The following is a 23134-nucleotide window of genomic DNA, read 5'->3' as shown; positions in this document are numbered from 1 at the left end:
TTATGGCGACTCTTAAAGCAGAAAAACTGGCTAAAACCTATGGCAACCGAAAAGTCGTCAGTGATGTAGGCTTAGAAGTAAAATCTGGCCAAATTGTCGGCTTGCTTGGGCCTAACGGGGCAGGTAAAACGACCTCTTTCTATATGATTGTAGGGCTAGTCTCTCGTGATGAAGGCACCATTAGCATTGATGAAACTGACATCAGTATACTGCCGATGCACCAACGTTCCCGTATGGGTATAGGCTACCTACCTCAAGAAGCCTCAATCTTTCGCAAACTTTCTGTCGAAGATAACATTATGGCGGTGCTGCAAACCCGTGATGAGCTAACCAAAGCGGATAAGCAAGATCGTTTAGAAGAACTACTCGATGAGTTTAATATTCAACATATTCGTAAAAGTACGGGGATGGCGCTTTCTGGTGGTGAACGTCGCCGTGTCGAAATTGCTCGTGCATTAGCGGCAAACCCGAAATTTATTTTATTGGATGAACCTTTTGCCGGGGTCGATCCAATCTCGGTTATTGATATCAAAAAAATTATTGAGCACCTACGTGACCGTGGTTTAGGCGTATTAATTACCGACCACAACGTACGTGAAACATTAGATGTATGTGAGCACGCCTATATTGTGAGCCAAGGTCACTTGATCGCCAACGGTACTCCAGAAGAAGTATTGAATAACGAGCAAGTGAAGAAAGTATACCTAGGTGAACAATTCCGCTTATAACAGCTCTTTAGCACCAACTTGGATGATGTGAGCGAAGGAATCGCCACTCTCGACTTAGATACTACACCCAAAGTAATTGGAATTGCAGTGAGGCGACAAGTGAATGAAACCCCATAAGCATAGATCGTCTATGACTTTCTTTAATAAAGAGATAGGGGGAGAATGAGCGTAGTCAACAAAACTGTAGCTTCAAATACAATGGTATAAGCATCATTCAAGACACTATGAATAGGGATATTTCAGAACAAAGGGCACTGAGTATTGCATGAAGTCATCATTACAACTTAAGTTTGGTCAACAGCTTTCCATGACCCCCCAGTTACAGCAAGCAATACGTTTGTTGCAACTTTCTACACTCGATTTACAGCAAGAAATTCAAGAAGCGCTCGATTCCAACCCACTATTAGAAGTTGCTGATGAATTTTCTGAGCAAGCTGACGACGCGAATAAAAATGACGACAATACCGACTCAACAGAACACACTCTGCAAGATACCACTAACGCACAAGAAAACGAACTTGAAGTACCAGATAGCACCGAGCATATTGAACAATCAACCATTAGCGATGAACTTAGCATAGATGCTAGTTGGGAAGATATTTACAGCGCGAACACTGGCAGTACCGGAATAAATAGCAACGACGAACTCCCCGTCTACCAAGGTGAAACCACACAAACGCTACAAGACTATTTAGAGTGGCAATTAGAACTCACCCCTTTTAGCGATACCGACCGCACTATAGCGCTGGCGATACTTGATAGTCTCGATGAATATGGTTATATCACTGAAAGTTTAGACGATATTCAGCAAAGTCTTGGAAATGATGAAATTGAACTCGATGAAATTGAAGCGGTACTTAAACGTATTCAGCAGTTTGATCCACTCGGCGTTGCCTCACGTAATCTCCAAGAATGCTTATTACTGCAACTGGCTATTTACCCGAAAGACACCCCTTGGCTCGATGAAGCTAAAATGGTGTTACACAATTATATTGATTACCTAGGTAACCGAGATTACAAACTCATCTGTAAAGAAGCTAAACTGAAAGAAGATGAGCTAAAACAAATTTTAACCTTGATTCAGCAACTCGACCCGAGACCCGGCAATCATGTCAGCGGCGATGATATCGAATATGTGGTGCCAGATGTATCAGTGTTTAAAGATCGAGGTAAATGGACCGTTACTATCAATCCCGATAGTGTGCCTCGCTTAAAGGTTAATCAGCAATACGCCGCTTTAGGCAAAGGCAATAGTAACGATAGCCAATATATACGTACCCATGTTCAAGAAGCAAAATGGCTGATTAAAAGTTTAGAGAGTCGAAACGAGACCTTGCTCAAAGTTGCTCGTTGTATAGTTGAACATCAACAAGATTTCTTTGAACATGGTGAAGAAGCGATGAAACCAATGGTTCTCAACGATATCGCACTCGATGTCGATATGCATGAATCAACGATTTCTCGTGTAACAACACAAAAATATATGCATACACCAAAAGGAATTTTTGAGCTTAAATACTTCTTCTCAAGCCATGTCAGCACTGAAGCTGGTGGGGAATGTTCATCAACCGCAATTCGCGCTTTAATTAAGAAGCTCGTCGCCGCTGAGGACATTAAGAAGCCGTTAAGTGATAGTAAGATTGCAGCCCTTTTAGTTGAACAAGGAATACAAGTAGCAAGACGAACGGTCGCTAAATATCGTGAATCGCTCGGCATTGCACCTTCTAGTCAACGGAAACGTCTACTCTAGGTCTATTAATTAAGGGTAGAAATACTCAAGTGATTTGAGTATCTAACTAAAGAGGAAAGTTTATGCCAATGAATATTACCGGACACCACGTCGACTTAACCGATGCGTTAACCGAATATGTGAACACTAAATTCCAAAAGCTAGAACGCTTCTTTGACCATATCAATAACACTCATGTTGTATTAAAGGTTGAAAAGTTAGATCAAATCGCCGAGGCGACACTACACGTCAATCAAGGTGAAATTCATGCTTCCTCGCAAAGTGAGAACATGTATACCTCAATTGATGATTTAGTCGATAAACTCACTCGACAACTCAATAAACACAAAGAGAAACTAAGTAGTCATTAACTATGCAATTAAATGAAGTATTGTCACTGAACTGCACAAAAACTGCAGTTCAGTGCACTAGCAAAAAACGTGCACTCGAAATCATTAGTGAAATCGCAGCGCAACACAGTGGCCTAGATTCAACTCGCTTATTTGAGTGCATGTTGTCTCGTGAAAAAGTAGGAACGACAGGTATCGGTAACGGCATCGCTATTCCTCATGGCCGCATGCTAGATAGCGAACAAGCCATTGCAGTCTTACTACAGTGCGATCAACCGGTTGATTTTGATGCGATTGATAACCGCCCTGTCGATATTCTCTTTGCACTACTCGTGCCAGATGAACAATGTAAAGTTCATTTGAAAACCTTGTCATTGATGGCTGAAAAACTCAACGATAAAGCAATATTAAAGCAGTTACGTCACGCTCAAACCGACCAAGAGCTATACAACATTATGGTTGGTACTTAATGAATACGGATCAGTCTAAACCACTACACATCACCATAGTCAGCGGCCAATCCGGTGCAGGTAAAAGTGTGGCTCTGCGCGTATTGGAAGATCTTGGTTATTATTGCGTTGATAACCTTCCTGTAAACTTACTGGATGAATTTGTCGCCTCAGTTCGTAGTAGTAAACAAAACGTTGCTGTAAGCATTGATATTCGTAACCTGCCACAAGATCCAACTGCGGTGTCGACTACGCTGCAAAACCTTAAGCAATCGTATGATGTGAATGTTCTATTTTTAGATGCAGACCAATCAACCTTGCTCAAACGTTACAGCGAAACCCGTCGCTTGCACCCACTTTCAATGCACAAAGAAAAGCTCTCTCTTGAGCAAGCAATTCAATTAGAGAAAGACCTACTGCTTAATCTAAAAGAAGAGGCGGATTTGGTACTTGATAGTAGTAATCTGTCTTTACATGAATTAAGCGAGACTGTACGAATCCGCGTACAAGGTAGAGACTCTAAAGAATTAGTCATGGTCTTTGAATCATTTGGCTTTAAGTATGGCTTACCCAATGATGCTGATTATGTCTTCGATGTTCGCTTTTTACCTAATCCTCACTGGGTCCCAGAGTTAAGACCACTAACCGGACTCGATCAGCCCATTGTCGATTTTCTTAGTGCAGAGTCGGATGTTCTCGAATTACAATCGAGCATTGAAGGCTTCATCAAACAATGGCTACCGCGACTAGAAAAAAATAACCGTAGCTATCTCACCGTGGCAATTGGTTGTACTGGTGGTAAACATCGCTCTGTCTATATCACTCAACAACTTGGCGAACATTTCAAAGCACTAGGTCATCAAGTGCAAGTTCGTCATACTAGCCTAGAGAAGCATCACTCATGAGCCAACAGACTAAACCTCAAAAGCCTGCTCACCAAAAGACTAAGTGCCAGCAAACCGTACTAATTCAGAACCGATTAGGCCTACACGCTCGAGCGGCCATTAAATTAGTTGAATTAGCACAGAGCTTTGATGCAGTCATCACCATCAGCGCCGATGATCGTGAAGTGACTGCCGACAGCGTCATGGGATTATTATTACTTGATTCGGCACAAGGCCAATATATTGATATTACCTCCGAAGGTAGCCAAGCCGAGCAAGCGCTGTCCGCAATATGTGCCTTAATTGAACAAAAATTTGATGAAGAAGAATAAATAGCTGCTCATCAAGTTTTAACCTTCCCTTTTAGTCTCTCATTCAAAGCAAAAATACCGCTCTCAAAGCACTATAAGCTATGACATTTACCGTTAAATTAGGCTAATATTCACACCTCAAATATTATAGATGTCATTCAGGTGTATTTAGGAAACGTATCATGGCTGAACAACTAGAGTTTGAACTCACTCATCAAACCCTCCAAGAAGTAAGCGAAGCCATTGAAAGTGGTCGCTTTGTCCATGTTCGTCGTCAACTACAAGACATGGAACCTGAAGATATTGCACACCTTTTAGAAGCCTCCCCACACAAAAGCCGTGACGTACTCTGGCAACTGACTGATCCTGAAGATTACGGTGAGATCCTTGATGAACTTTCTGAAGATATCAAAGATAGCATCGTCTCAAAAATGGCCCCAGAGAAACTGGCCGAAGCTACCGAAGGCATGGATACCGATGATGTCGCCTATGTCTTACGTAGTTTACCTGATGACGTTTCGCGTGAAGTCCTTGATCAAATGGACTCTGAGGATCGTGAACGTGTCGAAACCGCCTTATCCTATTCCGAGGATAGCGCTGGTGGGTTAATGAACACCGACGTTATTACTATTCGTAGTGATGTCGATGTTGATGTTGTCTTGCGTTATTTACGCATGAAAGGGGAACTACCAGAAGCTACCGATGCTTTATATGTGATTGATAGCGAAAGTAAGTTAATTGGTCATTTATCTCTGACCTCACTCATCACATCACAAATCGATACCCCTATAACCGAATTGATGGAAGATGCCGATGAAGCTATTTCGGTTTATACCAGTGCAACAGATGTCGCTAGCTTATTTGAACGTCGTGATTGGGTATCGGCTCCGGTGGTTAACGAAGATGGTCAGTTGGTCGGTCGTATCACTATCGATGACGTGGTCGATGTTATCCGTGAAGATGCCGAGCACTCAATGATGAGTATGGCTGGTCTAGATGATGACGAAGATACCTTTGCACCAGTCGTTAAATCAGTACGTCGTCGTAGTATTTGGCTAGGAGCCAATGTATTAGCGGCACTGGCTGCCGCTTCCGTATCCAACATGTTTGAAGGCACCTTGGCACAAATGGCCTCAGTTGCTGTATTAATGACCATAGTACCGTCTATGGGCGGAGTTGCCGGTAACCAAACTGTAGCACTAGTTATTCGCGGCTTAGCATTAGGCCATATTGGTAATACCAACCAACGCTCATTATTATTCAAAGAAGCAGCCATTGGCTTCCTCAATGGTGTGTTATGGGCCTGTATTATTGGCGGTATTGTGATGTTTTGGAAAGGTAGCGTAGTGCTTGGCACCATCATGGCCGTTGCAATGCTCGCCAACTTACTGGCCGCCGGTATTGCAGGGGTAAGTATTCCAATCTTACTGAAGAAAATGAATATCGACCCAGCACTCGCTGGCGGAATGGCACTAACCACCGTCACCGATATGGTGGGATTATCCGCTTTCCTAGGTCTTGCGACCTTGATGATTAAGATGAATATGATTTAAAACGAAGCTCGTTTCTCGGGTGCTTCGCTGCTAGTTTCTCGAAAAAACGGTTTCGGAACTCGTTGCTTGGACGCTGCTCGTCTATCAAGAGAATCAATTTAGCACCGTCATTCCAAAAGTGAGGAACGAACTGTTTAGAATCTCCTATAATGGTTGGAGATCCTGAACTGCGTTCCTACGTCGCTTTTCAGGATGACGGCTTTTCCCCAGAAACTAGGAACTAGGAACCGCTCTTTCATCTTTTCCTAGCCACGAGAAACGAGCACTCGAGAATCGCTTATCTATTCCCCCGCAACCTTCATCGAATCAATCAAAATCGACCCTGTCTGAATTTGCGAACGGGTTTCCACATCCGTGCCTACTGCTGAAATATTGTTGAACATATCTTTCAAGTTACCGGCAATGGTGATTTCGGAAACTGGGTACTGAATGACACCATTTTCTACCCAGAAACCTGCTGCGCCACGTGAGTAGTCACCGGTGACCATATTAACGCCTTGTCCCATCAATTCGGTCACGATAAGCCCAGTGCCCATGTCTTTAACGAGTTGACCAAAGTCTTGTCCGGTTGATTCAACAAACCAGTTATGGATACCACCAGCATGGCCGGTTGGAGTCATGCCCATCTTACGTGCGGCATAGCTAGTTAATAGGTAGGTAGATAACACGCCATCACTAATGATTTGGGCATCTTTGGTGTAGACACCTTCACTATCAAATGCACCAGATGCTAAGCCGCGAAGCACATGCGGTTTTTCAGCGACATTAAACCAGCTCGGTAAAATTTGAGTATCCAAACGGTCAAGTAAGAAAGAGGATTTACGGTAAAGATTACCACCGCTGATCGCCATCACTAGGTGACCGAGTAAACCGGTTGCTACATCGGCTTGGAATAGAATAGGAAACTGGCCGGTTTTCACTTGGCGTGCATCTAATCGGTCGATGGTTTTCTTAGCCGCTTGCAAGCCTACACTTTCTGGCGTCCATAGATCATCTTTATGACGAGCAATGGTATAGCTGTAATCACGCTCCATTTCACCAGTTTTACCTGCACCAATCACGCTACAGCTCAAGCTATGACGGCTCGATGCATTACTCACTAGCAAGCCATGACTGTTGCCGTACACTTTAATACCGTAATGGCTATCATAACTCGCGCCATCACTTTGCTTGATCTTGTCGCTGTATTCTAAGGCGGCTTGCTCAGCACGAATTGCCATTTCAGAGGCATAATCGGGGTTTGGTTCATCAGGATGGAACAGATCCAAATCAGGGATCTCTTTAACCATTAATTCTTTTGGTGCTGGTCCTGCGTAAGGATCAGGGGAAGTAAACTTAGCAATATCTAACGCAGCGGCTACGGCTTTTTGAATCGCATGATCACTCAAATCAGAGGTTGAAGCACTGCCTTTACACTGACCACGGTAAACGGTAATACCTAATGCACCGTCACTATTAAACTCAACATTTTCAACTTCACAAGCGTGAGTCGTAACACTAATACCAGTGGTTTTTGTGATCGCAACTTCGACCGCATCGGCGCTGACTTTCGCAGTCTCCAACGCTTTTGCGACGGCGGCTTCCAATTCAATTTTTTGCTGTGCGATTTGCTGTTTTGCGTCCATATCCACTCTTATCTAATTTATTTCACTATTATTACCTCTAGGATAACAAGAATTTCGCTTTCTCCCCATAATTCTTGCTAAAATAGCCCAATAAGATTCTCATATTAAGAGTAAGTAGAGATTATGGCTCGTAAAAACCAAAAAGCACCTTGGGAAGAAGAAGAGGAAATCATCTGGGTAAGTAAAACCGAGATGAAAGAAGATATGGAAGCCCTACAAAAATTGGGCGAAGAGTTGGTCGGTTTGAAACCGTCTTCCTTGGATAAATTTCCATTAGATGATGATCTACGTGAAGCTATCGCTAATGCGCAACGCTTTAAAAACGAAGCCAAGCGCCGCCAACTACAATACATTGGTAAGCTAATGCGCCAAGTGGATCCTGAACCGATCCAAGCAGAATTAGATAAGCTACGTAATAAGCACTCACAAGCGACTGCTGAACTGCACAAGCTGGAAGAAATGCGTGATCGTATTATTACTGAAATCGACCCTGCGATTGAAGAGGTCATGGAGCAACACCCAGAAGCGGATCGTCAACGCTTACGCCAACTAGCACGCCAAGCGCAAAAAGAAAAAGGCGGCAATAAGCCACCGAAAGCGTCGAGAGAGATTTTTCAGATCTTGAAGGTGTTGAAAGAGCTTTAAAAGATAAAAGAAAGTTGCGAGTAGCGAGTGCGCTTCGCTTCGAGAACCGAGTAAAGACAAAAAAGCAGTTCTGAAATCTCAGACTGCTTTTTTTGATCTTGTTTCTGTATACCGGAGACAAGTACGATCTTTACACGCTACTCACAACACGTCACCCACAACCATGCCTTTAGCTCCCGATCGCAACATCCTCGAATCTCGATAAATCCCAAAGCACCGATCGAGCAACGAGCTACGAGAAACGCAGTGTCCGAGACTCGAAAACACACCGTGATGCGAAATTCGTCCAGTAACCGCCCCTAGAAACTAGGAACGCTTTTTCTTTTCCTCTACTGCGTCCCACCCACCGTAATCGAATCTAACTTCAAGCTCGGCTGGCCAACACCTACTGGTACGCTTTGACCTGCTTTACCACACACACCTACGCCTTTATCAATCGACAGATCATTACCTACCATTGAAACTTGCTGCATCGCTTCAATACCTGAGCCAACCAATGTTGCGCCTTTAACTGGTCGAGTGATTTTACCATCTTCGATTAAGTAAGCTTCAGATGCTGAGAAGACAAACTTGCCAGAAGTGATATCGACTTGACCACCACCAAAGTTAGGAGCATAAAGCCCTTTCTTGATCGTAGAAATGATTTCTTCTGGAGTATGCTCACCTGGCAACATGTAGGTATTAGTCATTCGTGGCATAGGTAAATGAGCATAAGATTCACGACGTCCGTTACCGGTTGGTGCGACGCCCATTAAACCAGCATTGTGCTTATCTTGCATGTAGCCTTTTAATACACCATTTTCAATCAGAGTATTGTATTGACCTTCAACCCCTTCATCATCGATATTCAATGATCCACGTAGATCTTTTAAAGTGCCGTCATCAACAATTGTACATAAGTCTGAAGTAACTTTTTGACCCAACTTGCCAGAGAATACCGAGGACTCTTTACGGTTAAAGTCACCTTCTAAACCATGACCTACCGCTTCGTGCAGGAGTACGCCCGGCCAACCTGAACCTAACACTACAGGCATAGTACCGGCTGGCGCTTCATCGGCTTCTAGGTTAACCAATGCTTGGCGAATAGCTTCATCGGCAAAGTGAATCGCTTGAGTTTTGCCATCTGCCATTGTTTGCATAAAAGCTTGATAGCCGTAACGACCACCGCCACCTGCACTACCACGTTCACGACGCTCACCACGTTGGGCTAATACCGAAATAGATAAACGTACTAATGGACGAACATCACCAGCGTAAGTGCCATCGGTTGCTGCAACCAGCACTTGCTCATACACGCCACTAATACTTACCGACACTTCTTGAATTAATGGCTCTTTGCTACGGATGTAGGCATCAATTTGCTTTAACAGCTCAATTTTTTTCTGTTTATCTAGGGTTTCCAGTGGGTTAACCGCTTGATAAGTTTGTGGCGTTACGCTGCGAGTAAAGGCTTTTACTTGGGTATTTTGGCCTTGTTGAGCAATACCACGCGCCGCAACCGCACTTTGTTGTAAACCATTAATATCGATTTGATCAGAATAAGCAAATCCCGTTTTCTCGCCGGCAATCGCTCGGATACCGACACCACGGTCAATATTAAACGAGCCATCTTTAATGATGCTGTCTTCTAATACTAATGACTCATGCCAGCTAGACTGAAAGTAAATATCCGCATAATCAATATGGCGAGTGGCAATGCTCGCTAATGTTTTTTGAATATCGCTATCGGTTAATCCCGACGGCGCTAATAATTCGCTTTCTACCTTAGTAAGTGTCATAGGTACTCTATTGTTTGGGTTTTAATTGACGGACAAATCGAGCGTGTTGCATCACGGGCATGCGTTGTCGAATGTCTTGGTTGATCTTGGTATCAATGGTAACGGTTATATAGCCTGCTGTCTCGGGTAAACATTCAACTATCTGCCCCCACGGATTAATCACCATCGAGTGACCCCAAGTTTGGCGACCACAAGGATGAGTGCCAGTTTGCCCAACTGCAACAATCCAACATTGAGTTTCAATGGCGCGCGCTCGCAATAACGGCTCCCAATGAGCGTTACCGGTGACATAAGTGAAGGCGGCAGGAACCACAATCACATTCGCACCGTCTCTCCTTAGCTGCTGAAATAACTCAGGAAAGCGCAGGTCGTAGCAAATGGAAAGCCCTAAATTAGCAAAGGGAGTTTGCGTAACAACCACGCGCTCACCCGCCAGAAAGGTTTCCGACTCACGATAGCGTTGATGACCATCACTGACATCCACATCAAACATGTGCAACTTATCGTAATCCGCTTGTAGTTCACCCTCAGAGGAAAACACCAGACAAGTGGTTTTGACATCATCACCAACTCGAATAGGAAAGGAGCCGACCACCAGCCAAACGCCATAATCATTGGCTAATTTTGCTAGAGCCGATTGTAACGGCCCTTTAGCTAAAGCTTCTGCATGTTGATGATAGTCTTCTCTGTGACCAAAAATAATCGCATTTTCTGGCAAGATAACCCAATCAACTTGCTGGTCTTGCATTGCTTGTAGCTGCTGTTCAACAAATACCAAATTATCTTGAGGATCTGGCCCCGAGGTCATTTGAATTAGTGCGACTTTAGACATATCCACACTCCTTGTGAAATTTAGTTCTACCAGACTATTTAGACGATTTATCCAACTGATATTCACCACGACTACGAGAAATTTCTTTTACTTCTGGTGCATCCAATGGACCTTTCACCGAGTACTGGACCTTAGTAAATACATCAACAACGGGTGACAACACTTTGGTAATAGCAAAAATTGCCACTGCCGTTTGAGGTGCAACCGCAAAAGCTGCCACCAAAGGCACACTCGAAGTTAAGTCTGGAATAAAGGTCACTTCCGCATCCACTAAACGAGTATTCAGATCCGCTTGCCCTTTTAGCATTAAATCACCGGCTGAACCATCCATCTCAAGATCGTTAGTAACAAAGATCCCATGCTTGATGTCACCGCTACCTTTGATGGAATCAAACGTCATACCGTCATCAAACACGCCAGTAAAATCTAGCTGCATCTTACGAACGATGGAATCTAAGCTAAACAGTCCCAACAAACGAGCTGCACCATTGACATCGGTGATCACACCATCTTTAAACTCAGTTTTTAAATGTCCATTTAATGTATCGGTTTTCACCGACCAAGGCGCACCATCCCAATTTGCAGCCATTGAAAGATCAAAGGACGCTTTTTGAATACCGGAGTTAATCCCAAAACGAGCCATTACCTCAGAGTTATTCTTACCGGTTAAGCTCAAATCAAAATTAGAATGACTCTTCTCACCAGATAATTGCCACCAGCCTTTTGCCTGCAAGTGGTTTGAACCGGTTTTAAAATCCAAGTTTTTCCAAACCAGCTTATCTTTATCGCGCTGCAACTGCATATCAACCGTACCAACTTTATAACCTTGCAGCCATAAGTCGCCAATTTTCAATGATAGATTCGGCATATATTGATGGAACTGACGATCAAATTCGCTAATCAAAGGTTCATCTTCAGCTTTACCTGAAATTAGTTGCGCATCTTGATTTTCTTTCTTGTTATCCCACTCAGGAATAAAAATATGTACTGATTCTAGATCTAGGCTTAAATCTTTTTTATTGCGGTAATGACCACTACCGACAATTTCACTACTCGATAAATTAAGCTGCCAATCTTGCGGTTTATGGATCGCATCTAGCTTCACCTGATGCCAATCTAAATCGCCCAACACCAAAGTTTTCGTTTTAATATTAATCACTTCAGGTACAGGTATCGCTGGCATATCAATGCTTGTAGCTTGAGCTTGCTGGCTACTGGCTTTTTGTAGGCTAACTTTATCACCATTGGTAGTCGACGAACTTTTAGCGGAATGTTCAGTAACACGTAATCCTGCCTCAACTGGTTTAATGTTTAATGTTGGATCTTTATTCACCGCAAAATCAAACCACTCATCAGCATTGAATTTATTAGTATTGATCGACAAATAATGACCACCAATAGGACTAACCTTAAACTCTCCCCGTCCGACAATTATGTTAGTCGCACTTAACACGGGCGTTTTAGGACGAATATCAATATCAGCTTGATACTTCACATTAGGGAGCGATATTCTCGCATTCACTGTTTCTTGGTTACCGGCAGCTTGCAGACGACCTCGGCCTTTAATACCTAAAGCTTTACCGAGTGGTGCGGGGTATTGACTGGTTAAAAACTCTAAATCGGCATTGCCATCAACCTGATAAGTAAAGCCAATATCACTCAAATGCAAATCAACGCCTAAATTCCACGGCGCATTCCCAGCTAAAGGCTTCAGCCACGTCGAGTCCACTTGTTTCTTCAACTCAGGAATATCGGTATCACCTACCACATCAATTTTCACCGCATAGCCCTGACCTTGGGTATGGCTATTAAAATCCAACGCAATAGGTTGATTTAGCAAGTTAGCTTTTAAGCCTGAACCAATCACAACATCATTTTTAAACTCAATTTTTCCGTTTGCTTTTTCAAGTTGAATCGACGGAGTTTGTATCGTAATCGGATTCTCTTTTAATTGCGCAAAACCACTGACATCCGGATCACTACCATCAAATGGTATATTTAAGCTAAACTCGGCATCGACTGGCCCTGAAACTTGTACCGCCGTTAGAGCTGCGCCAACCGAATCCACTAGAGGGCTGGAAGTCATATAGTCACGAACCGCTTCGCCATCCGCTTGTGCTTTAGCATTGATTTTAATGTGTCCGTTGGAATTTAAATTTGGAATAACACCGTCAATATGGCTCGCATGTACATCCATCAATGTCGCGGAATCAGAGCTTAAATACATGCTAGCATTTTCAAACAACAAATCGAGTTGTAACTCAGTAATCGCCGGCCATGCTGTATCAAAGCTGAAACGTGCATTTTGTAGTGGCACTCTCGCTTGGAAAATTCCTTTATGATGAAGATAAGGGAAATCGTTTAGCGAGCCATACCAAAGAATTTGAGCTGTTTTAGCAGTACCGCTTTGAATTGCAGCAGAAAGGTAGTCAGTTAGATCACGCCCCAGTGCTAAAGTTGGTAGGTAACGCCATGTTTCACCAGCTTTTTTAACATCAGCTTCAACATACAAGGATAAAAATGGCGATTGCTCATCAGGGAAATCTAGTTCAAATTCACCAATCGCAGATAAATCTGAATTCGACACTTCAATTTTATCCGCCCAAAGCTTCCAACCAGTTTGATACTTTTGCCATACCAGATTGAGCTTACTTTGCTCGATGTTAAGAGGCGCTTGGAACACATCGCCATAAGGCACCACATCATCTTGCAATGTCGCCTTAATCGAAGCGTTATTGGCATCCCCCGTCACAGTTGCAGAAAGTTTATTAATACCAGGTAATAACCCCCATTGCTTCATTGCCACTTTATTTAGTGAAGCAGAATACGTCAGCTTGTTTATGTGCTTAGGAATATTGACGCGTATATCTTCAATCGAACCGGCGGGGTGTAATTTATCCAGCCATTCCATTGAGCCATTTTGGCTTTTCAATATGCCCAGCAAAGGAGTCAAGTTTTCAATATCTAAACGAGATAAATTCAACACTTGATGATCAGGTTGCCAATCCAACGCAAATTGAAATTGTGGCCACTTGCCATCATTAGTCTTTATTAAAAAATTAGAACCTAAGATCGTCCAACCGTCAGCGCTCGGTTTAAGGTTTACCACACCATGCTCAATACCGAGTTGATGTTTATTTTTTTTATTATGCCAAATTAAATGAGAGGGCTTCAACTCAACTAACGCATCGGTTGGTTCACCTTGTTTTAGCGTTAACCATGAATTGAGGCTGACTCGACCAGAATCAATAGTGGTTGACTCTTTAACGTACTGCGGCATCCATGGAGTCACACGAATATTTTCTGCTGAAACAAAAAACTGTCCATCGAGGTAACGTAAGCTCCCTTGCTCACTAAAGTTAGCGATCACAGAAACTTTGTTTAGATTGGCACCAGCAATACTGACGACACCTTCAGCTCGGTGCTGATTATCATTATTTTCCCAACGTAAACGCTCGATATCGACTAAACGAATTTCACCATTAAGCGCAAGATATTGAATACTAGAATCAACTAAAGAAAATTCACCAAGTTGGCGTAAAAATATATTCTGTATACCTTTTAGTGATTTATTTGAACCATCAGACTGTGGAGCTGCCTTTTTATTTTTTTCAGGAATTAAAGGCCAACGACTAAGATCAGCACGCAGTCCTTCAATTTTGATATCCGCTAATTTAAGTTGAAGATGAATTAAGGATTGAATCAAGTCGACTTCAGCATCAGCACGATCAATCGTCACAATCGGAATTTGCTCACCGGGCAAAAAGACTTGCACATGCTTTAGTGCTAATGCCGGCGTAATATTTCCCCAGTAACCGCGAATTGATTCAAATTGAACCTCAACACCAGTGGATTTCAATACTTGAGCTTCAATCTCATCACGATAATGATCAAGACTAGGAAGAAACAGACGCAGTAAAGTAACACTAATCGCCCATACCACCGCAATTGTTAATATTGTCCATAATAAAGTCCGCCACAGGCGATTAGGCAAGGTCACTCTCTTCTCCGCTACATCATCACAACGTCAAACTGCTCTTGAATATACAAAGGTTCAGCATGAATTTTAACTTCTTTTCCAATAAATACTTCGAGTTCACCTAGTGCATGTGATTCTTCACCTTGCAAGGCTTCCGCAACTGCAACTGCGGCATACACAACAAATTTGTCAGCATCATAAGCACGGTTTACTCGAGTCACTTCTCTCAAAATTTCATAACAGACGGTTTCAACGGTTTTCACCGAACCGCGACCTTTACAAGTAGGGCAACCAGAACATAGAACATGTTCAATACTTTCTCGGGTTCGCTTGCGAGTCATTTCAACCAAACCAAGCTGAGTAAAGCCATTAATATTGGTTTTCACTCGGTCTTTCGATAGTGCCAATTCCAATGATTGAATAACACGACGACGATGTTCATCTTCAAGCATATCGATAAAATCGATAATAATAATGCCGCCAAGGTTACGTAGACGAAGCTGACGAGCTATCGCTTGAGTCGCTTCAATATTGGTATTGAAGATGGTCTCTTCTAAATTACGCCGACCGACAAAAGCTCCGGTATTAATATCTACCGTCGTCATCGCTTCCGTCTGATCGATAATCAAATAGCCACCCGATTTCAATTCTACTTTACGATCTAATGAACGCTGGACTTCATTCTCAGTGTCGTACATATCAAAAATCGGTTTATCGCCATGATACAGCTCTAGTTTGTCGGTTAAATTAGGCACAAACTCGGCGGTAAATTCCAACAAAGTTTCATAGGCTAAACGTGAGTCGACCTGAATACGGCTGATCTCTGTGCCAACAAAATCACGTAAAATACGCTGCGCTAAACCGATCTCACCATACAGCATCGACTTGGTTTTATATTTACTACGTCGTTCATTGATCTTATTCCACAAACGTTTTAGAAAAGCGGCATCTTGCGCTAACTCTTCACTATCGGCCCCTTCTGCAGCGGTTCGGATAATAAAGCCACCGTTCTCATCACAATAAGGTAATACGGTTTCTTTTAGACGGTTACGTTCTGCTTCATCATCAATACGTTGTGATACCCCAACATGAGCTGCTCCCGGCATAAAGACCAAATACCGAGAAGGCAAAGTAATATCTGTGGTTAATCGCGCTCCTTTAGTACCGAGTGGGTCTTTAACCACCTGCACTACCAAATCTTGGCCTTGACGAACCAATTCGGCGATATCTCTTACTTGGAATTGCTTCTTTTCATTTTCTGCCACACATTCAGTGTGAGGAACAATATCTGAGGCATGTAAAAAGGCCGCTTTATCTAAACCGATATCTACGAAAGCCGCTTGCATACCTGGTAATACTCGACTGACTTTGCCTTTATAAATATTGCCAACAATACCGCGGCGTGATTCACGTTCAATGTGGACTTCTTGCAATAGCCCCCCTTCAATCATCGCGACTCGAGTTTCACTAGGGGTGACGTTGATCAGTAATTCTGCACTCATGATTGTGCCTCATAAATTTTGGGTCGCTAAAAAGGAATTAGTTAAGATAAATTCTAAAGATATTGCTTCAATAGCTCATCGGTCTCATATAAAGGTAGCCCCATTACAGCATGAAAACTGCCATCAATACGAGAAACAAAACGGCCACCAATACCCTGAATGCCATAACCACCCGCTTTATCGCACGGTTCGCCAGTTTGCCAATAGGTTTCAATGTCTTGTTCAGTTAGAGACTTAAACCATACATCAGTTATCACTACTTTAGTGTGATACTCAGTAGAAGTTGCGACAGTCACAGAAGTCATTACTTGATGTTGTCGATTGGATAACGCCTGCAACATGCGTAAACAGTCAGCATAATCGTTTGGTTTTTCGAGAACGTGATCATCGACAATCACGATTGTATCGGCCCCTAAAACAGGCAGTTCTGATGCTTCTGACATCGATGAAATCAATTTAACACCCGCTTGGGCTTTTTCACGAGAAAGGCGTTTTACATAATCGACGGGAGATTCGCTAGGCTGTTTTTGTTCTTCAATATTAGGCACCACAATATTGAATTGGTAACCAAGTTGAGTGAGAAGTTCTTTACGTCGCGGAGAGCCTGAAGCCAGGTAAAAATTAGGATGCTGTGAATCAGAAGAATTAGACATGCGGCCTCGCCAGTGAAAGTTGTTTAACCTCAGCAGAGGTTATTTATATCAAAATCATCAAAGTTGCAGTGCGAATAGATGCACAACGAACAGCACTGCAGCTTCAAATCCTAGCGCATGTGCCAATGTCGTCTCACTCTTCTTAAAAGTAAGAACATCCACGGCCATAAAATGCAGTTCACTACACCTGACCATAGAAGGTGAGGATTAAAATCGATATCTCTTATTATAAACTCACCGAAGAACTCGAGGAACTCTGCCAATACGGTTAGCCCACCAATCACGACACCTTGTTGCCACAATGCCATATTACGTAGTACTTGGAAGTTTAGTGCAACAAGGTATGCAGTAATCGACATGACGATACCGTGAACACCTAACGTCGTACCAATCACCAAATCCCAAAGTAAGCCTAAGATTAATGCCGTACCTACATTCACTCGATGTGGTAAAGCTAATATCCAGTAGCTAAAAATGAGAATAAGCCAGCTTGGACGCATCATTTCAAGTGGTCCAGGCCAAGGCACAGCCTGCAAAATAAGAGCAATAAAAAAGGATATCCAAATAATTAACTTGCTTCTAAATAAGTGATTAGTCATTACCAATCGCCTCTTCTTCAGTTAATTCGATGGTTTGAGCTTGCTTTTGACGCCCTTGATCAGGCCACACCAGTAATAAATAACGTAAGCGATCAAATTCAACCACAGGTTTAGCGGCAATTTCAGAAAAAGGAAGATGGTTATCATTTTTAACACTCGTGACATAAGCCACTGGATACCCTTCAGGATAACGACCTGCCAAGCCAGAAGTCACCAGTAAATCACCGGTTTCAATATGAGTACTGGTTGGTACATTTTCTAATTGAATCGAATCGATATCCCCATTGCCTGATGCAATCACACGAATATCATTACGTAAAACTTGAACCGGAATCGAGCTATTGCTGTCGGTTAATAACAATACGCGACTGTTATGAGCCGATACATTGATCACTTGGCCGACAATACCTTTTTCGTTAATAACAGGTTGCCCTTCATAAACGCCATCGGTACGGCCTTTATCGATCACAACCTCATGACGATAAGGTGATGAGTCAACAGCCATCACTTCTGTCACAACTTTACGTTCATCTCTTACATAAGGAGAGCCGAGTAATTCTCGCAGACGAACATTTTCTTCTTTGTATTGCTCAAGTAGCAATAAGTTACTCTTCAAGCTAAGAACTTCATTTTTTAAAGTACTGTTGGTTTGCACCAAGGTTTTCATACTATTTAAACGTTCATACATCCCATCAAACATGCTTCTTGGTAAATTCGCCGCATATTGAATTGGTGCTACCGAACTATTGAGTAAATATCGAACATTTGAAAAAGTATCTAAACGACTATCAGCCAGCATTAAGCTGGCCGATAAGATCAGTGCGAAAAATAAACGCAGTTGTAAAGAAGGGCCGCGGCCAAATATCAATTTCATGCAGTTAAATTGTTCTATCTATCCATATGGATAATTCCAAAATAATTGAAGTTTCAGCGAGACAACTCGTCAATGAACGCGATTAACAAGGCTACAACTTCAAGAATGAAGGTATTATTCCTCGCTAAATAGATCACCACCATGCATGTCTATCATTTCAAGCGCTTTACCGCCACCAAGAGCAACACAAGTTAATGGCTCATCAGCAACCACAACTGGAATACCCGTTTCTTCAGTTAATAAGCGATCTATGTCTTTCAGTAGTGCACCACCGCCCGTTAGAACCATACCATTTTCAGAGATATCTGAAGCAAGCTCTGGTGGACATTGTTCAAGTGCAACCATTACCGCCGATACGATACCTGATAGAGGCTCTTGCAATGCTTCTAAAATTTCGTTTGAGTTCAATGTAAAGCTACGCGGCACACCTTCAGCCAGGTTACGACCACGAACTTCCATTTCCATCACTTCATCGCCAGGGTAAGCTGAACCGATTTCGTGCTTGATTTTCTCAGCTGTCGATTCACCAATTAAGCTACCGTAGTTACGACGAACATAATTAATGATCGCTTCATCAAAACGGTCACCACCGATACGAACAGAAGATGAGTAAACCACACCATTCAAAGAAATCACGGCAACCTCAGTCGTACCACCACCGATATCAACAACCATAGAACCGGTTGGCTCAGAAACGCGAAGGCCAGCACCAATTGCCGCTGCCATTGGTTCATCAATTAAATACACTTCACGAGCACCAGCACCTAAGGCTGACTCACGAATAGCACGACGTTCAACTTGAGTAGAACCACAAGGCACACATACCAATACGCGTGGGCTTGGTTTTAAAACACTATTATCATGCACTTGCTTAATGAAGTGTTGCAGCATTTTTTCTGTTACGTAAAAATCAGCAATCACACCGTCTTTCATTGGACGAATTGCAGAAATATTCCCCGGTGTACGACCAAGCATTTGTTTAGCTTCATGACCAACAGCAGCGACGCTTTTTGCAGTACCAGTACGATCCTGACGAATAGCGACTACAGAAGGCTCATCAAGAACAATGCCTTGACCTTTAACATAAATAAGAGTGTTGGCTGTACCTAGATCTATTGAAAGATCGTTTGAAAACATACCACGAAGTTTCTTGAACATATTCTTCGTTATCCTAAGAGCGATAGAAGGAAATAAAATTGTGCTAAATGTACCAATGCCTTGCACTATCGGCAAGCATTAACCGTACACAGAGTAAGAATAAGCGGTATTCTTACATAAAGTTAACTCAAGGTCAGGAAAAAGATAGGTTAAAGAGCGGTTCCTAGTTTCGAGTCCCAAGTTTCTAGGAAAAGAAGATCGGTGATCGTTACTCGGTGCTCGGGCGTTCCACTGCTCGTGGCTCGGAAAAGATCAAAAGATAAAGACTAGGTTTCTAGTGGCTAGAGATGAAAACTGTCATCCTGAAAAGCGGCGTAGGTACGCAGTTCATGATCTACAACCACTTTAGAAGATTCCAAACAGTTCGTACCTCACTTTTGGAATGACGGTATTAAATTGATCACCCTCGAGAAACGAGCAGCGAAGCGCCCGAAAAACGAGCCTCGAAAACGCTCTTCCTAGAAACTAGGGACTAGAAACCCACAGCCTTCCTACTCTCCCGTTAAATTCGGCTCACCCCGGAATATAATTCGATCATTCCTTCGGTAAGCGTCAAAGTTAACTTTATCTTCAATGAAATGAATACTCATAGGTTGTTTAAATTCCTCTATTTACGCCAACGATTTCTACGACCAGGCTTAATCACACGTGTTGTTTCTATACTTGGTAGCAATTGCTTTTCAGTTGCAAAGAAGCGACCTTGGGCACCATCCAACCCTAACTGAGATAAGACAAACCATTCATTTTCTGTCTCCACACCTACCGCGATAACCTTCGTGTTACTGTCAACACAAGAACCTAATATACTACGAACAAATAATTGATTCTCGCTTCTCCTATCTATTTGTTTTACCAGGCTACGATGCAACTTTAAATAACTAATCGGCAATGTTTTTATGTAGTGAGTACTGACAATTGTTCTGCCAACTTGATTAACTATTATTTGACAACCTAAGCCTGAAAGCATCTTTAACACTGGCCGCATAACGTCCAAATCTGTCACTAAGTTTCGTTCAATAAAAGAAAAACTTAATCGATGCCTTACCTCCGTAGGTAGTTGTAGCAATTCATACCTTAACCAGCGCCGATAATCTTTTCTCTTAAATGGCACAGTAAATAAGTTGACCGCATAGCGATTTTCTAGCCATTCAGATTTCAAGTGACTAAATACAGTTTTGAGTATAGCTTGATCCAGAATTCTCTCATAACCAACCTGCTCAATTGCGGTTAAGAAACGAGAAGCTTTAATTATGTCGCCCTTCTCATCTTGAATTCGGGTGAATAATTGATAATGTTCAGTGGTTTTTAAGTTGTCATTTTCCATTAGGTAACAAGGCTGCTCATAAATAAATAGCTTATTTGAACTTAAAGATAAATCAAATAGATTCCGCCAACGAACACCACCACGATATTCTACTGGTTTATGCTTATATTTATTAAACTTAGCCCACCCATTAACCCCTTCTAATCGAGCACTTTTGATAGCCGTTTCCGCCTCATCAATAATCTTACCGCGACGCTCCCCTTGTGAAAAAATTGTTGCACCGATGTGGCACCAGTTTTCACTATCTAGATCGTTCGGAATATCGAGTTTTTTAAGCTGATTAATACATTGACTTGCTAGGATTGAGATTTCTTTTTCTGACTGATGAGGGATTAATAAAGCAAATTGACCACTGTAATAACGAGCAAATACTGCATTCGGATATTTTTGGGTTAAATTCATCAATACTTGACCGACTGTCACCAAAAACGCTTCGTATTCAGATTTTTCTGAGGTTTCAACAAACTCATCCCAACCATTAATTTCAACCGCCAAAACCCCACCACCTGCACCAGTTTCTTGCAGAGCGGAGGTCAAACGGCTATCAAATAACACTCGATTGGCAGCCCCGGTAAGTTTATCTAAGAAAGTATGAGTACGAATGAAGGTATCAAAGCGACTTCGCTCTTGTCTGGCATCATTTAATTCTTCAATCAATTGGGTTAATGCTTGACTTGCTGAGTATGGAAACTCTCTTTCATCACCTTGGGTGTACTGTTCAACTTGTCCGGCTAAAATCATCCGACCACGTTCTTCAAGTAGCTCTGAGCCATATAGTTGCTCTCTTAACCACTGCAACCCTTTCAATAAACAAAACATCACTAGCACAACCGCCAGTGTTAACGAAAAGAATGCTTCAAAAGAATAACTATTATTGGCATAAGGCGGCACAACTTGGAATTCAGCAAAATAATCTTGATTACGCTGAAGTGGGTAGTTTTTTGTATAGAGCAACAACTCATCTTGTTGTAGTAGAGATTTGTTTTGGAAAGTATAGATCACACCTGCTGGCGAGGTAATTTTCAACTCTCCAACATCACTGGCCTGTAACAATTTAGGTAGCCAATGACGCATAACATCAAAATCTTGTGGGGTTGATAACTCTTGATCAATAACCGTTGTCAAGCGCTGTAAGTTTTGATCGACATATTGCCCACCCATTTTTTTAAAGGTAAACACGCCCCCCACGAATAATATAAACATGGCACTCACAACAATCATGGTGACAAAAGCAACCAAGCGGGTACTTAGTTTTAATGTTGGAGTCGCTTTCATTAAGTCGAAGTTCCGTATCGAGTGAAATCTATTAAATCTATCTATTTGTTATTATAACAAAAAAGCCACATTTAAGATGCGGCTTTTTATCAAATCGTGCGATGACGAGCATTTTTATTCAGTTCAATGCAGTGATATTAGAATGGAATATCGTCATCAAAATCCATTGGTGGTTCATTATATTGTGGAGCCTGTTGCTGTGGTGCTTGCTGTTGCGGTGCACGCGGTGCAGATTGTTGTGCTTGAGGTTGTTGAGGCTGCCCCCAGTTACCTTGATTATTGCTGGCTGCTGGCGCCTGTCCACCTTGAGAACGGCCACCTAGCATTTGCATTACGCCATTAAAGCCTTGTACAACTACTTCGGTAGTGTAACGGTCTTGACCGCTTTGATCTTGCCATTTACGTGTTTGCAGTTGACCTTCAATGTAGACTTGAGAACCTTTACGTAAATATTCACCTGCAACTTCAGCAAGTTTGCCAAACAAAGCAACGCGATGCCATTCAGTTTTTTCACGTTGTTCGCCTGTCGCTTTATCTCTCCATGTTTCAGAAGTAGCAATGGTAATGTTTGCAACCGCACCACCGCTTGGTAGATAACGAATCTCTGGGTCGTTACCTAGATTTCCGACTAAAATTACTTTATTTATTCCGCGGCTAGCCATGTTCTGCTCCGTCTTAATACATTTCAAAAATAGCTGTCGATCATATCATGATTTATACAGCTAACGGTATAATAATATCGCCTCAACTCACTTTGAGATTAACCTTCATGTTCACTATAACCAATAACAAAAGTCACTACTTAGCATAGTAACTTCCAAAGCATTCATCATAAATTATTGAATACAATGAATCTCTTCTCAAAACCAAGAATCGTATAAAAAAC

The 23134-nt window shown here is 42.3% G+C and carries 19 protein-coding genes; 8 read left to right on the top strand and 11 right to left on the bottom strand.

Going from position 1 to position 23134, the window contains the following annotated elements:
- The first annotated feature begins 2 nt into the window (after nt 1–2).
- The 7 genes from lptB (at nt 3) to mgtE (ending at nt 6004) form a co-directional block, all read left to right on the top strand.
- Nucleotides 3–728: an LPS export ABC transporter ATP-binding protein gene (gene lptB / locus ACN0T8_RS07930; protein WP_417880086.1), complete on the top strand. Its 726-nt coding sequence runs from the start codon at nt 3–5 to the stop codon at nt 726–728.
- Nucleotides 729–993: 265 nt separating this feature from the next.
- The gene (locus ACN0T8_RS07925) at nt 994–2478 is read left to right on the top strand and encodes an RNA polymerase factor sigma-54 (protein ID WP_417880085.1); all 1485 of its coding nucleotides are present in this window, start codon (nt 994–996) and stop codon (nt 2476–2478) included.
- A 62-nt stretch (nt 2479–2540) separates the two neighbouring features.
- The gene (gene hpf / locus ACN0T8_RS07920; protein WP_417880084.1) at nt 2541–2828 is read left to right on the top strand and encodes a ribosome hibernation promoting factor; all 288 of its coding nucleotides are present in this window, start codon (nt 2541–2543) and stop codon (nt 2826–2828) included.
- Nucleotides 2829–2830: 2 nt separating this feature from the next.
- Complete coding sequence (gene ptsN, locus ACN0T8_RS07915) at nt 2831–3277, top strand: PTS IIA-like nitrogen regulatory protein PtsN (protein ID WP_417880083.1); 447 nt, start codon at nt 2831–2833, stop codon at nt 3275–3277.
- On the top strand, nt 3277–4161 hold the full coding sequence (gene rapZ, locus ACN0T8_RS07910) for an RNase adapter RapZ (RefSeq protein WP_417880082.1): 885 nt from the start codon (nt 3277–3279) through the stop codon (nt 4159–4161). The genes ptsN and rapZ overlap by 1 nt, the downstream gene beginning before the upstream one ends.
- The gene (locus ACN0T8_RS07905; protein WP_417880081.1) at nt 4158–4472 is read left to right on the top strand and encodes an HPr family phosphocarrier protein; all 315 of its coding nucleotides are present in this window, start codon (nt 4158–4160) and stop codon (nt 4470–4472) included. Before rapZ ends, ACN0T8_RS07905 begins: the two co-directional genes overlap by 4 nt.
- Nucleotides 4473–4633: 161 nt before the next feature.
- On the top strand, nt 4634–6004 hold the full coding sequence (gene mgtE, locus ACN0T8_RS07900) for a magnesium transporter (protein ID WP_417880080.1): 1371 nt from the start codon (nt 4634–4636) through the stop codon (nt 6002–6004).
- Between the two features lie 281 nt (nt 6005–6285).
- Here mgtE and pmbA read toward each other — a convergent pair whose 3' ends face one another.
- On the bottom strand, nt 6286–7629 hold the full coding sequence (pmbA, locus tag ACN0T8_RS07895; RefSeq protein ID WP_237294641.1) for a metalloprotease PmbA: 1344 nt from the start codon (nt 7627–7629) through the stop codon (nt 6286–6288).
- Nucleotides 7630–7752: 123 nt separating this feature from the next.
- Between pmbA and yjgA the strand changes: the two genes are divergently transcribed.
- Nucleotides 7753–8274, top strand: a complete 522-nt coding sequence (gene yjgA, locus ACN0T8_RS07890) for a ribosome biogenesis factor YjgA (RefSeq protein WP_417880079.1) — start codon at nt 7753–7755, stop codon at nt 8272–8274.
- A gap of 329 nt (nt 8275–8603) precedes the next feature.
- On the opposite strand, the gene tldD is transcribed toward yjgA, so the two are convergent.
- The 10 genes from tldD to ACN0T8_RS07840 form a co-directional block, all read right to left on the bottom strand.
- Complete coding sequence (gene tldD, locus ACN0T8_RS07885) at nt 8604–10052, bottom strand: metalloprotease TldD (protein ID WP_417880078.1); 1449 nt, start codon at nt 10050–10052, stop codon at nt 8604–8606.
- 7 nt (nt 10053–10059) lie between these two features.
- A complete protein-coding gene (locus tag ACN0T8_RS07880) occupies nt 10060–10884 on the bottom strand; it encodes a carbon-nitrogen hydrolase family protein (RefSeq protein WP_417880077.1) in 825 nt (274 codons plus the stop codon).
- Between the two features lie 34 nt (nt 10885–10918).
- Entirely contained in the window at nt 10919–14884 is a 3966-nt protein-coding gene (locus tag ACN0T8_RS07875; protein WP_417880076.1) for a YhdP family protein, read from the bottom strand.
- 11 nt (nt 14885–14895) lie between these two features.
- The gene (gene rng, locus ACN0T8_RS07870; protein WP_417880075.1) at nt 14896–16365 is read right to left on the bottom strand and encodes a ribonuclease G; all 1470 of its coding nucleotides are present in this window, start codon (nt 16363–16365) and stop codon (nt 14896–14898) included.
- A gap of 53 nt (nt 16366–16418) precedes the next feature.
- Complete coding sequence (locus ACN0T8_RS07865; RefSeq protein WP_417880074.1) at nt 16419–17018, bottom strand: Maf family protein; 600 nt, start codon at nt 17016–17018, stop codon at nt 16419–16421.
- A gap of 110 nt (nt 17019–17128) precedes the next feature.
- Nucleotides 17129–17617 (bottom strand): rod shape-determining protein MreD, encoded by a 489-nt coding sequence (gene mreD / locus ACN0T8_RS07860; protein WP_417880073.1) that lies wholly within the window; start codon nt 17615–17617, stop codon nt 17129–17131.
- Nucleotides 17610–18491, bottom strand: coding sequence for a rod shape-determining protein MreC (mreC, locus tag ACN0T8_RS07855; protein WP_417880072.1), 882 nt, complete (start codon nt 18489–18491; stop codon nt 17610–17612). The genes mreD and mreC overlap by 8 nt, the downstream gene beginning before the upstream one ends.
- A 114-nt stretch (nt 18492–18605) precedes the next feature.
- On the bottom strand, nt 18606–19649 hold the full coding sequence (locus ACN0T8_RS07850) for a rod shape-determining protein (protein WP_027697752.1): 1044 nt from the start codon (nt 19647–19649) through the stop codon (nt 18606–18608).
- Between the two features lie 607 nt (nt 19650–20256).
- Nucleotides 20257–22248, bottom strand: a complete 1992-nt coding sequence (gene csrD / locus ACN0T8_RS07845) for an RNase E specificity factor CsrD (protein ID WP_417880071.1) — start codon at nt 22246–22248, stop codon at nt 20257–20259.
- Between the two features lie 137 nt (nt 22249–22385).
- Nucleotides 22386–22910 (bottom strand): single-stranded DNA-binding protein, encoded by a 525-nt coding sequence (locus tag ACN0T8_RS07840; RefSeq protein ID WP_417880070.1) that lies wholly within the window; start codon nt 22908–22910, stop codon nt 22386–22388.
- Nucleotides 22911–23134 lie beyond the last annotated feature (224 nt).

It is taken from the genome of Vibrio sp., from assembly GCF_048266485.1.
Classification (GTDB): Bacteria; Pseudomonadota; Gammaproteobacteria; order Enterobacterales; family Vibrionaceae; genus Vibrio.
This window is presented reverse-complemented; position numbering and strand designations above follow the sequence as displayed.